At 43.8% G+C, this 12455-nt stretch carries 9 protein-coding genes; 6 read left to right on the top strand and 3 right to left on the bottom strand.

Features of this window, described 5'->3' with window-relative positions:
- Nucleotides 1-679: 679 nt before the first annotated feature.
- Complete coding sequence (rpsD, locus tag BBA02S_RS08895) at nt 680-1282, bottom strand: 30S ribosomal protein S4 (RefSeq protein WP_041097809.1); 603 nt, start codon at nt 1280-1282, stop codon at nt 680-682.
- Nucleotides 1283-1823: 541 nt separating this feature from the next.
- Between rpsD and BBA02S_RS08890 the strand changes: the two genes are divergently transcribed.
- On the top strand, nt 1824-3644 hold the full coding sequence (locus BBA02S_RS08890; protein WP_052477339.1) for a sensor domain-containing diguanylate cyclase: 1821 nt from the start codon (nt 1824-1826) through the stop codon (nt 3642-3644).
- A gap of 112 nt (nt 3645-3756) precedes the next feature.
- Here the strand turns inward: BBA02S_RS08890 and BBA02S_RS08885 are convergent, their stop codons facing one another.
- Both BBA02S_RS08885 and hisJ read right to left on the bottom strand, forming a co-directional pair.
- Nucleotides 3757-4236, bottom strand: a complete 480-nt coding sequence (locus tag BBA02S_RS08885) for a GAF domain-containing protein (RefSeq protein WP_041114040.1) — start codon at nt 4234-4236, stop codon at nt 3757-3759.
- Between the two features lie 3 nt (nt 4237-4239).
- Nucleotides 4240-5070, bottom strand: a complete 831-nt coding sequence (gene hisJ / locus BBA02S_RS08880) for a histidinol-phosphatase HisJ (RefSeq protein WP_052475143.1) — start codon at nt 5068-5070, stop codon at nt 4240-4242.
- A 192-nt stretch (nt 5071-5262) separates the two neighbouring features.
- Here hisJ and ezrA point away from each other — a divergent pair, with 192 nt between their 5' ends.
- From ezrA to rarD, 5 genes are all read left to right on the top strand, one after another.
- Nucleotides 5263-6951 carry a septation ring formation regulator EzrA gene (gene ezrA, locus BBA02S_RS08875; RefSeq protein WP_041097807.1) on the top strand — a complete coding sequence of 563 codons (1689 nt, stop codon included), beginning with the start codon at nt 5263-5265 and terminating at the stop codon, nt 6949-6951.
- 247 nt (nt 6952-7198) lie between these two features.
- Nucleotides 7199-8335, top strand: coding sequence for a cysteine desulfurase family protein (locus tag BBA02S_RS08870; protein WP_041114014.1), 1137 nt, complete (start codon nt 7199-7201; stop codon nt 8333-8335).
- A 5-nt stretch (nt 8336-8340) separates the two neighbouring features.
- Complete coding sequence (gene thiI, locus BBA02S_RS08865; protein WP_041114013.1) at nt 8341-9543, top strand: tRNA uracil 4-sulfurtransferase ThiI; 1203 nt, start codon at nt 8341-8343, stop codon at nt 9541-9543.
- 161 nt (nt 9544-9704) lie between these two features.
- Nucleotides 9705-11285, top strand: a complete 1581-nt coding sequence (mbcS, locus tag BBA02S_RS08860; protein ID WP_041114012.1) for an acyl-CoA synthetase MbcS — start codon at nt 9705-9707, stop codon at nt 11283-11285.
- Between the two features lie 204 nt (nt 11286-11489).
- On the top strand, nt 11490-12419 hold the full coding sequence (gene rarD / locus BBA02S_RS08855) for an EamA family transporter RarD (protein ID WP_052475142.1): 930 nt from the start codon (nt 11490-11492) through the stop codon (nt 12417-12419).
- The last annotated feature ends 36 nt before the right edge of the window (nt 12420-12455 follow it).

Raw genomic sequence — 12455 nt, 5'->3', positions numbered from 1 at the left:
CAACCGGGCGTCCCTTAAAAAAGTTGTTTGATTTAGTGTTGACAATCCAAAGTTCACCCTGTTGGAATAGGCTGTAAAGAGGTTAAGTACATGCAAACGCTTAAAGATGAGTTAACTAAAGGTAGAGTTAGCCATGAAATTTTTTTCGTCTGTGCGGATTCCAGAGATGAAGTAAAAATAAAATTGGAGAGTTTCGGATTAAGTCCGGTCTATAAACCGATCGGTATTGAAGACTTAAGTATAATGGTCCCCGCATAGTTAGGGATTTGTTGTTCCTTCTTCGTCTCTTTCTACTGCCCTTTCTTAATAGAAAGGACTCTTTGTGTTTTGACTAAAGCAATTAAATTGGTGAAAGTGAAAGGGTTCATCCGGATCATATTGGATTCAAACAAAAAGGCTTTCTGATGAGGAAAAAAGATTATCTTATAATTTCAGCATGCTTGGGAGTGCTGTCGCTAATTTTTTAAAATATAGGCAAAAAAAGATCCAGCTTAATAGCTGGACCTGCACGTCTGTCCACTAAATTTTCATTCTCAAAAAGTTCCCCCACAGGTTCCCCCAATTGTTTGGGGGAGAATACAGTAAAATACAAAGCAGAAGAAAAAGAAAAAACCCTGCGAAACATTGATATAACAACGTTTTGCAGGGTTTTCGCAACCAGGTAGACAACCCGGTTTTATTAACGAGAGTAGAACTCTACGATAAGAGCTTCGTTGATTTCAGCTGGAAGCTCAGAACGCTCTGGAAGGCGAGTGTATGTGCCTTCTAATTTGTCTGCGTCAAATGTTAAATAGTCAGGTACGAAGTTGTTTACTTCGATTGCTTCTTTAACAATAGCAAGGTTTTTAGATTTTTCGCGAACAGCGATTGTTTGACCAGGTTTTACTTGGTAAGATGGAATATCTACGCGTTTGCCATCTACAAGGATATGTCCATGGTTAACAAGCTGACGAGCTTGGCGGCGAGTGCGAGCCAAACCAAGACGGTAAACAAGGTTGTCCAGGCGGCCTTCAAGAAGGATCATGAAGTTTTCGCCGTAAACGCCTTTCATTTTACCAGCTTTTACGAACAAGTTTTTGAATTGGCGTTCGTTCATGCCGTACATATGACGAAGCTTTTGCTTCTCTTGTAATTGAAGACCATATTCAGATAATTTTTTACGTTGGTTAGGACCATGTTGTCCTGGTGCGTAAGGACGTTTTTCTAATTCTTTTCCAGTACCGCTTAGAGAAATTCCAAGGCGGCGGGAAATTTTCCAGCTTGGGCCAGTATAGCGAGCCATAAGATAGCTCCTCCTTTAATGTTTTTATTTTGTTGTAAAATAAAAACCGGTGAGACAGCAATTAGGTCATTTTGTTTTCATGCACCATCGCCCTAGCAGCAAAGGGTTACGCGATGCACCATTTGCATCTAACATGCAAAGGAACAAAATGAACACATAAAGGTGTTCACATAGGCTGCATTATTTTACACAACTGCTAGTATATAATTTATGGGAGCCTCTGTCAAGAGAAGGTTTGAAGAGATAAAAAAATATTAATTTAATAAGACTTTATACTCATTTTTTGTGGTATAATTATCCTAGTTTGGTATTTAAGTTGTTACTTTTATATCATTTGTTTTTTTGCGAGTTATGGTAATTCGCACGGCTGATTTTCATTTTATAGCTCCTTCGTGCTGAAGAAACCTTTTGGTGAGTGAAGTAAAAATCAATTTTGCGTTTTAACATGACCGTTTGCAAAAATGAGTCGTTTTTCAATAAAAAATCGCTAGAAAAGGAAAAACAGCTATGTTGTCCAATTAAAATGGCAGGTGGTTACTACATGAATCAGCGTTATGAAAGCAAGTGGGCGATGAGCTGGAAAGCATTGCTGTATGATTTAATGGCTGGCTTCCGGGATGATTTATTCGATGCGGAACAACTTCAGAAGGAATGGCTTTGTTTCGTGGGGCAACAGTTCCATACTTCTCAGCTGCGGCTGTTTCACATAGACAGGCAGACGCAGCCAACCTGCGCTGACGAACAGGAATCAGCGTTAATAAAGGCAGTCGATGCTCCTTATCTTTTGTATAAAGAAGAGACAAGTAAGGGGCCTGGATTATATAACCTTGGATTTCGCTTAAGCGGCTTTTGTAAAGACAAGCAATTGTACTTGCTTTTAAATGCCGATGAAGAGCTTCTGTCGGACTTGACAGAGGAAGACTTGTTGTTTTTCGCAGAGGAAAGCAGCCGGCTGATTCAATGGGCGAAGGATAGACAGGAAATAGAAGGAAGAGTAAACAGATATAAAGATTTATTTGATGCTACAGGAAAACTTCATTCTTCTACAGATATCGAATTTGTGCTAAAGGAAATTATCGCTGCGTTAGAGAAAGCTTTTCCTTTATATTCCTATCATTTTCTGATGGCTATGGAAAGGTCGTACACCGGGCTTCCGGTCAGCCACTTCAACTTTGACGATGTAAGTGAAGAAGGCATGGCTTCCTATACGAAAGGGACAATTGAAGTTGATGATATCTGCAGTATTCTTTACGCTCCCCTTATTGGCAAGCAAGGGGTATATGGTGTGTTAAAAGTTAACTTTGCTAAAGAGGGCCAGCTGCCTGAAATGAAAAAAGAATTTATTCGCATGCTCGCCGCTGCAGGAGGAGGAGCCATTGAGAAAGTCATGTTATATGAGCAGTCCCGGCAATTAAATGCAGATTTGCAGCTGATCAATGACGCCTCCCATAAACTAAATTCCAGCCTTCGTTTTTCGGATGTTCTCAGCTTTTTGCACGCGCAAATTACTCACTCTTTTCGTGCTTGTGAAGTCGGTTTTATTTTTCTGAATGGAGCAGAAACTGACATCATATCGGGAAGCAGTTCTTTTTTTCTTGAAGCGGAAGGGCAGGAGCTGATTCGCTTCACTGTCAATCAGTTGAGAAAAGAGAAGGAAGCCTTCTTTATTGGAGAACTGGAAGGCAAGCTGGAGGGCGTTCTCCCGACATTTCACGCGATGATGGCTGTACCGATGGAGCAAGGAACCGAGCTGAACGGTTTTTGCATCGTATTAAGAAGAGAGCCGTACAGCTTTACATTTGAAATGTATAAGCTATTGCAGTCGCTCATCCATCACTCGACGTTAGCCCTGGCAAATGCCATGCTGAGAGAAAAGCTGGAAAAGATGGTTATTACAGATCATTTAACGAAGCTGTATTCAAGAGGATATTTGGACCGGTCTCTCCAAAAGTCGCTTGAAAAAGATGAAAAAGGGGTCTTCTTATTAGTGGACATCGACAATTTTAAAAAGGTCAATGACACATATGGGCATCAAGTTGGCGATGAAATACTTATACAGGTTGCTCAGATTATGAAGGCTGCTATTGGAAAAGAAGATATGGCTGCCCGCTGGGGAGGAGAGGAGCTAGCTGTTTATTTCCCTAATTGTTCTTTGGAAGAGGGCGTAGCGACAGCGGAAACAATGATTGCCAAAATAGCGGCAAACACGACTCCTGCGGTTACAGTTTCCTGCGGGTTGTCCTTCTGGTCAAACGAAAACCCCCCTTCTAAAAAGCAGTTATTTAATTATGCAGATGCAGCTTTGTATGAAGCGAAGGAAGCAGGCAAGAACAGGATAACTGTTGGACATTACTGTAAATAGCCAAAAAGAGCTGATCATGAACTGTACATCCAATGAGTAAGGAGGAGGTTCAGTATATCAGCTCTTTTCGTATTTATAGTTATTTTGTGCAGGTTTGCTTCCACGAGATTTATTATAAATAATCCACAAGAACCGCAGCAAACGCCGCAAGCATTTGTTCATCTATTTCATCGAAGCGGTCTTTTTCAGGACTGTCAATATCGAGTACGCCTATGAGATGCCCGTCCTTTAATAAAGGAAGAACAATCTCTGATTGAGAGGCGGCATCACAGGCGATATGCCCTGGGAACGCGTGGACATCAGCGATTCTTTGGATTTTCTTCTCGCTGGCAGCCGTGCCGCAAACACCTTTGCCGAATGGAATGCGCACACAGGCCGGCAGACCTTGAAAAGGACCCAAGACAAGCTCTTCGCCTTCAGCTAAATAAAAGCCCACCCAGTTGATCCGTTCTAAAAATTGGTTTAATAAAGCGGAGGCATTACTTAAGTTGGCAACACGGTTACGTTCCCCTTCAAGCAATGCGCGCAGCTGTTTAATAACGAGCTGATAATTGTGGGCTTTAGTTCCTGTATAGCTAGCTGTTTGGAACATCATTTATTTCTCCTTTACCGGTGATTTTGATTCATGAAAGAAGGCGGGAAGCATCGATTCGTAGCCTTGGCCGATGTCCTTCGCCTGATGAGCATCTGATCCATATACGAGTGCAATGCCCAGCTCTTTTGCTCTTTGGGCAATTTTCGGTGACGGATAAGCCTCCAGGCATAGCGGCTTCATCAAGCCGGCGCCGTTCAAGTCGATTTCGTAATCGTTCGCCTTTATCGTTTTTAAGATCGCTTCTATTTCTTCACTAAAATCCTCCTTGCACGGAAAGCGGCGCTGAAACTTATGCACAAGGGTTAGATGGCCGATGCGTTTTGGTTTAAACCTGCCAAGATCGGCTTGAACCGAGCGCTGAACGGTTTCAAAGTACTTGCTATAAATGGCAGCTGTTGAGCCGAAGATTTCTATCATTTCCCCAAATAAATCGGCGCTGTAATCTAAGCAGTGCCAGTCGGACTGGTATTTTAAGAAATGCACAGATAAGATAGAGTCATCAAGAAGCGGACCGTATTCATTCAGAAAAGCAGCTGTTTCTTGCTCAAATCCTTCAATATAATCTACTTCCAAGCCAATCTGTATGTCAATATCCGTACGGTACTCTTCTCTTGCCTGCTGCAGGGCCGAGAAGTAAGCATGCAAATCACTGAGTTTCATCCCGCTGTCTTTTGTCGGGGTACTGTCTGTAAAGCCGGAGGGCAGGGGTGCATGTTCTGTAAAGGTTAAGCGGGTAAACCCTTGACGGAGTGCCTCTTCAATATAGCTTTGCAGCGTATCCTCGGTCCCATGAGGACAGAAAGGCGTATGGATATGCCCATCTCTTTTCATCATATATCCCCCTTAAAAATAGTCATATTTTGAGTGTAACAAAAATTTTGAACGCGAACGCAAAAAAAACGATTTTTGTCGTCAAAAAATGTCACATCCTATGGTATCATTAGTAATAATTGAGTAAACTTATTAGCTTATTTATATAGATGGAACGAATACTTTTGCTGGCAGAAGAACAGGGGGCTTACGATGAAATTCATCTTTGCTGCAATTTTTATAGCAGCCATTTTATTGGTTATTGCTTATTTTAATAGAAGAAAACTATACAAAGACATCGATGAACTAGAAAAAAGAAAAGTGGAAATTATGAACCGCCCGGTTACGGATGAACTGGCGAAGGTAAAGCGGCTAAATATGACCGGACAGACAGAGGAGCTTTTCGATCGCTGGCGCCAAACGTGGGATGAGGTGCTTGCTGTTGATTTGGCAGATATAGAAGAAAAGCTGGTAGAGTCTGAAGAAAGAGCCGATCAATTCCGTTTTGGCAAGGCGAAAGAAATCAACGGGGATGTCGTCGATAAGCTGGAGGAAGCTGAAGGGAAAGTAGAGAGCATTCTAAGAGAACTTGATGAGCTGATTGGCAGTGAAGAAAGCAATCGCCAGGAGAGCGAAGAGCTGAAGGAAAAGCGGCGGGAGGCAAGAAAGCGGCTGCTCGCTCACCGGCACACATTCGGCAAAGCAGCTTCTTTGCTGGAAATTCAGCTCGATGCTTTATCTTCAGAGTTCGATAAATTTGAGGAACTGACGAATGAAGGGAACTATCTGGCAGCTAGAGAGATTATTCTTAAGCTCACTCATGATATGGACACCATTTTACATAAGATGGAGGTTATCCCTGTACTGATGGCTGAAACAACGAACCTGCTGCCGGCCCAGCTCAATGAAATTGAGTCTGGTTATAAAGAAATGAAGCAAAAAGGGTATTTGCTCGATCACCTGCAAATTGAAAAGGAAGTAGCCAGTCTGCGCAAGCAGCTTGATCTTTATAAGGACTTTATTGTGAAGACAGAAACACACGAGGTAGAGGTTGGTATTCGCGATGTAAAAGATAACATCGAATTCTTTTATGAGCTGCTTGAAAAAGAAGTGGATGCTAAGCATTTTATTGTAAAAAATGAAACGGTGACGAAGGAACAGCTGGAAGCTGCAAGCACAGCGAACGAAGAGCTGCAGGCTGAAACAGAACATGTGCGTCAAAGCTACCAGCTAGCTAAAGACGAGTGGATCGTTCCGCAAAAGCTGGAGGAGGATATTTCTCGGCTTGCGAAGAGATATGAACTGCTCGAAGCGAGAATTACAGAACAGAACACAGCCTATTCTTTTTTGCATGAAGAACTGGAAGAGCTGCAGACCCAGCTGGAAGATCTGCAAAAAGAGCAAACAAGCTTCAGCCGCTTTTTAAAGACATTGCGTAAAGAAGAGATGGCTGCCCGCGAAAGCCTGGCGGAGCTCCGAAAAAAGATCAACGAAATTTTCCGGAGAGTGAACAAGAGCAATATGCCGGGTGTGCCTGACTTTTATCAATCGTTAACGGAAGAAACAACTGATCGCATCAGTGAGGTCATACAAGCATTAAATGAAAAACCGCTAAATATGAAAGCTGTTCAGGAAAAGCTGAGTGAAGCTGTTTCATCTGTCGGCAATCTGGAGCGCAAGACGATAGAAATCATTGATCAAGCAGAACTGGCTGAGCGCATTATTCAATATGGGAACAGATATAAACGTTCTCATCCGGGTATCAGTGATCAGCTTTACCGGGCTGAGCTGGCATTTCGCAACTATGACTACCGCTCAGCTTTGGAAGAGGCTGCTACAGCGATCGATAAAGTTGATCCAAAAGGGTTAAAACAGCTTGAAGACATGATGAATAAGAATTAAGCAAAGCGGTGCCGGCTAAATTGACCTTCCATTTAGCCGGCACCGCTTGGTTGTATGCATCAGCAGGCAGCAAAGGAAAGTTTGCTTCAAAAGGCAGCTATGTTATGATAAGTAGTTGAACAAACTGAATGCTGGCTGTTAAGAATGACTTGCTTTTTTGCGCTTGCCGCATTGGCAGCTGCGTGTTCTTCGGCAGTTTAATTATTATAGAGATTTTGTCTATACTCTCAACAAAGCAGGTGCGACCATGATTTACTTTGACAATAGCGCAACGACGAAGCCATATAAAGAAGCTTTGTCTGCTTTTACGAAAGCTAACGAGCAGTTTTTCGGCAATCCCTCCTCGCTTCATCATCTCGGTATGCAGGCGGACCGGCTGCTGCAGGAAGCCCGCAAGCAAATCGCTTCCTTGATTGGTGCGGAGGTGGAGGAAATTATTTTTACTTCAGGCGGTACAGAGGCCAATAACCTAGCGTTAAAAGGGGCGGCTCTTGCTAACAGGCATCGCGGGAATCACATCATTACCCAGCAAACAGAGCATCCTTCTGTATTGCATGCCTGCCACCAGCTGGAGGAGCTTGGGTTTCAGGTGACTTATTTGCCGGTGAATGCATCCGGCAGAATTTCTATACAAGAACTGGAAGCAGCCCTGACAGAAGAAACGATTGCCGTTTCCATCATGCATGTGAATAATGAGACCGGTACCATTCAGCCGATGAAAGAAATCAGCGAGTTATTGAAAAAATACCCAAAGGTTTTGTTTCATGCGGATGATGTTCAAGGGCGCGGCAAAGTTGTTTTGGACCTGAAGGAGATTGATCTTTGCTCTTTATCTGCCCATAAGTTTCACGGGTTAAAAGGGAGCGGTGTATTGTATAAGAAAAAGGGAGTCAAGCTGTCGCCTCTTTTATCCGGCGGCAATCAAGAAAGCGGCTGGAGAAGCGGCACAGAAAATACCGCCGGCATCATTGCTATGGCAAAAGCGCTGCGTCTGACAGAAGAAAAACGGTCAGACGGTGTGGCGGAAATGGAAGAGATTCAGCAATTTTTACGCAGCGAGCTGGAGAAAATTAACGGGGTTCGGATTCATACCCCAAAAACTGAAGCTGCTCCGCATATTTTAAACTTTTCGATTACAGGAGTGAAAGGCGAAGTTCTGATTCATGCTCTTGAAGAGCGAGGCTGCTATTTATCTACGACGAGCGCTTGTTCTTCCAGACAGAAAAAAACGAGCACAGTGCTGGTAGCTATGGGGCTGCCGGCCGCTGCAGCCGACAGCAGCGTCAGACTAAGCTTGTCCTATGAAAACACGATGGAAGAAGCACAAGCATTTCTTCGTGTATTAAACGAAACTCTTCCTAAACTAACGAAAGTTCAGAGGTGACAACCATGAATTACGACCGTATATTAATTCGCTACGGGGAGCTTTCCACAAAGGGACGCAATCGTAAACAATTTATTACGAAACTAAAAAAAAGCATTTTACTTTCATTAAAGGAGTTTCCTGCTATAACCGTTGAATTAAGTCATGACCGGATGTTTATCCACTTAAATGGCGTGCCATTTGAAGCGGTGAAAGATCGGCTCAGCCAAGTGTTCGGCATCCAATCTTTCAGTCCTGTCGTTCGCACCGGCCAGGACATTGAGGAAATGAAGGCTGCTGCTTTAGAACTGGTGAAGCGGAATTTCAGCCCAGGAAACACATTTAAAGTGTCTGCCCGCCGTTCCGATAAGCAATTTGAGCTTGATACTAATGAGATTAACTATGCGATCGGCAGCCATGTGCTTAGAAATATGGAGAGCTTGACAGTTGATGTGAAAAACCCTGATATTAATTTGCTGGTAGAAGTTCGCAAGGGCGGTGTCTTTTTATCCTGCGAGAAATATCCGGGAGCGGCAGGGCTGCCATCAGGAACGAGCGGCCGTGCAATGCTTTTGCTTTCAGGAGGAATTGATAGTCCCGTGGCCGGTTATTTCATGCTGAAACGAGGAGTGGAAATTGAAGCGATTCACTTCCACAGTCCTCCTTATACGAGCGAGCGCGCCAAACAAAAAGTGATTGACTTAGCTGAGCGGTTAACTGCATTTGGAGCAGAAATCAAGCTTCACATCGTCCCGTTCACAGCTATTCAGCAGAAGATCCAGGAGCAAGTGCCGGAAAATTATACGATGACTTCAACGAGACGGATGATGCTCGCTATGGCGGATAAAATCCGCCAAAAAAGAGGGGGACTTGCGATCGTGACAGGCGAAAGCCTTGGACAAGTAGCCAGTCAAACTCTTGAGAGCATGAGGGCAATTAATGATGTGACCTCGACGCCGGTGCTGCGCCCGCTGGTCACAATGGATAAGCTTGAAATTATCGATGTGGCCCGAAAAATTGGCACGCATGACATTTCTATTTTGCCGTATGAGGATTGCTGCACAATTTTTACGCCGCCATCCCCGAAAACACGTCCGAAGCTTGAAAAGGTGCAGCGCTTTGAAAGCTTTGTTGACTTTGAAGAGATGATGGAGCAAGCCGTGGAAGAAATGGAAACTCTTCAGCTTCCGAACGAAAAAATAATGGATGAATTTGCTGATTTGCTATAAAAAAACAGGCGGAGAAAAAGGCATTCTTTTTCTCCGCCGATTTTAATTTTAGAGACTGATTGGACAGCCCGTTTGATTAATTTACTTTATTCCTCTTAAAAATATTTAAATATTTCTCATTATTCTGTATAATTAATCCATATTACGAAGGGGGTAGGATGATGAAACGAGAAGATTTACTTGCACCTGAAAAGTATAATATTGTGATGGAAGTAGAGAAGTTTGCTAAAGACCCCGAGAGATTGGCGTTAAAATGGGAAAGTGAAGATGGGCAGAAAAAGGACATTACATATGCCCAGCTAATGAAAAATGTTAATAAGATTGGAAACGTTTTCTTGGAGAGCGGTTTGAAAAAAGGTGATCCGGTGTTAATCATGGCACCGCGCCTCATTGAAGCGTACGAAGTCTTTCTTGCCGCTTTAAAAACCGGTTTAATTATTATTCCCAGCGCAGAATTGCTGCGGACAAAAGATTTAAATTACAGAATTGAGCATGCTGGAGTGAAGGGGATCGTTTGTTATGCCCCATTCACTGAACAGTTTGAACAGGTAGATAGAATAAAAGAGTTGACCACATTTTCATTTGGCGGCGAAGCAGAGGGATGGATGAATCTCCAGGAAAAGATGGATGGAGCATCTGATGAGCTGGAAACAGTTGATACCTCCAAGGATGACATTGCCTTTTTGCCTTATACCTCTGGCACCACAGGCAATCCAAAGGGGGTTGTCCACACGCACGCCTGGGGCTACGCCCACTTAAAAACAGCTGCGCCCAATTGGCTTGGAATTACAGAAGGTGATGTAGTCTGGGCTACCGCCGGGCCTGGCTGGCAAAAGTGGACGTGGAGCCCGTTTTTGTCTGTGCTTGGCTCAGGGGCGACAGGCTTCGTATACAATGGGAAGTTCGAGCCGAAAAAGTATCTTGAACTGCTCCAGCAAAATAAAATTAATGTTCTGTGCTGTACGCCGACGGAGTATCGCCTGATGGTTAAAGTTGATAACCTGGCGGATTATGATTTATCCAGCCTGCACAGTGCTGTTTCAGCAGGTGAGCCGTTAAATAGAGAGGTCATTGAAACGTTCCAAAAATATTTTGGTGTGGATGTGCGGGACGGCTATGGCCAGACAGAGAGTACATTGGTCATTGGCATATTGAAAGGGATGGAAGTCAAGCCAGGATCGATGGGAAAACCAACCCCTGGAAATCGGGTGGAAATCATTAATGAGGACGGCGTGCCAGTAGAAGCAGGTGTTGTAGGGGATATCGCTGTTCACATGGATACACCGGCTTTATTTAAGCATTATTATAAAGATCCAGAGCGGACAGCCATGCAATTTAGGGGCAATTATTATTTAACGGGCGATAAGGCGAAAAAGGACGAGGACGGCTATTACTGGTTTGAAGGACGCGGGGACGATATTATTATCAGCTCCGGCTATACAATTGGTCCGTTTGAAGTAGAGGATGCTCTTGTTAAACATCCCGATGTAAAAGAATGCGCGGTCGTAGCAAGCCCGGATGAAATCCGCGGACACATTGTCAAAGCCTTTGTGGTCTTGCAGGATGGCGTCAATGCAGAAGATCCTCAACTCGTTGAAAGACTGCAAAATCATGTTAAAGAATTAACAGCTCCTTATAAATATCCAAGAAAGATTGAATTTATTGATGAATTGCCAAAAACCACTTCCGGAAAGATTCGCCGGATTGAATTGCGTCAGGCTGAGCAGAAGGTCAAGAGTTAATGCGTCGGCTTGAATGAATACACTTTGCCTGACGGCGTAGGCCAGACAGATAAGCTGAGTGGCTGGATGGGTTATCCCTGCTTAAGAAGCGGGGATTTTTTTGTGGAATAATAGTCTAGTGCTTTCCTGGCCATTCTATTGATTTTTAAAAGGAAAGGAGTATAATGGAATTTATTTCGGGAACAGAAGGAAATGAGGGATCACATGAATGCACAGACAAAGGCGGGTGCCTTTTATATATTTTTTGCTTATTTGCTGTGGGGGCTTTTTCCGATCTATTGGAAGCTCTTGGGCCACGTTCCTGCCGAAGAAATTCTGGCCAATCGCGTGTTCTGGTCGTTTGCGTCTATGTTCCTGCTTCTCTTGATCACTAGAAAGCTAGGAGACTTGCAAGCTACGCTCAAGATGATGAGGGAAAAGCCGAAAGAAGCAGCCGCTCTTGTCACTGCTTCTTTTCTAGTGAGCGGCAACTGGTTTTTGTTTATTTGGGCAATCAACAATGACCGTGTCATCGAGACGAGTCTTGGCTACTATATTAACCCGCTTATGAGTGTGCTTCTTGGCGTTTTTGTGCTGAAAGAGTCTTTGTCAAAAGCACAGATTTTTTCTGTTTTATTTGCCGCTATCGGTGTTGCTGTCCTTACCGTCTCGTATGGGCAGTTCCCGTGGATATCGCTCGGCCTTGCAGTCAGCTTTGCACTGTATGGCTTAATGAAGAAGACGGTTCAAGTGGAGGCGGCTGTTGGTTTGACACTTGAGACGTTTGCTGTTACGCCGATCGCTGTTGTTTTTTTGGCTTACTGGTGGTCAAAAGGGGAGCTGGCGTTAGTTTCCGGATCTTTTTCAACTGCCTTGCTGCTGATTCTTGGCGGGGCAATCACCGCCTTGCCGCTGCTGTTGTTCGCAGAGGGAGCGCCAAAAATCCCATTATCCATGATCGGGATTTTACAGTATATTACTCCGACAATGACGCTCCTGCTCGGTGTGTTCGTATATGATGAACCGTTTTCCGCTACACAGTTTATTTCTTTCTCATTTATTTGGACGGCACTCGCTATTTTTACTTTTTCGCAAATAAAATGGTCTCAAAAGAGGCATATCGCTGCCAGAAACCACAAAAAAGGAAGCGCCTGAACCGATTGAGGCGCTTCCTTTTTCTATTGTCCAGCT

The organism is Bacillus badius NBRC 15713 (genome assembly GCF_001591605.1).
In the GTDB taxonomy this organism is placed as follows: domain Bacteria; phylum Bacillota; class Bacilli; order Bacillales; family Domibacillaceae; genus Pseudobacillus; species Pseudobacillus badius.
This window is presented reverse-complemented; position numbering and strand designations above follow the sequence as displayed.

Bases quoted from the DNA above. Each gene is read 5' to 3' on its own strand.
- rpsD (WP_041097809.1), bottom strand. From the start codon at position 1,282: ATGGCTCGCTATACTGGCCCAAGCTGGAAAATTTCCCGCCGCCTTGGA.
- BBA02S_RS08890 (WP_052477339.1), top strand. From the start codon at position 1,824: ATGAATCAGCGTTATGAAAGCAAGTGGGCGATGAGCTGGAAAGCATTG.
- BBA02S_RS08885 (WP_041114040.1), bottom strand. From the start codon at position 4,236: ATGTTCCAAACAGCTAGCTATACAGGAACTAAAGCCCACAATTATCAG.
- hisJ (WP_052475143.1), bottom strand. From the start codon at position 5,070: ATGAAAAGAGATGGGCATATCCATACGCCTTTCTGTCCTCATGGGACC.
- ezrA (WP_041097807.1), top strand. From the start codon at position 5,263: ATGAAATTCATCTTTGCTGCAATTTTTATAGCAGCCATTTTATTGGTT.
- BBA02S_RS08870 (WP_041114014.1), top strand. From the start codon at position 7,199: ATGATTTACTTTGACAATAGCGCAACGACGAAGCCATATAAAGAAGCT.
- thiI (WP_041114013.1), top strand. From the start codon at position 8,341: ATGAATTACGACCGTATATTAATTCGCTACGGGGAGCTTTCCACAAAG.
- mbcS (WP_041114012.1), top strand. From the start codon at position 9,705: ATGAAACGAGAAGATTTACTTGCACCTGAAAAGTATAATATTGTGATG.
- rarD (WP_052475142.1), top strand. From the start codon at position 11,490: ATGAATGCACAGACAAAGGCGGGTGCCTTTTATATATTTTTTGCTTAT.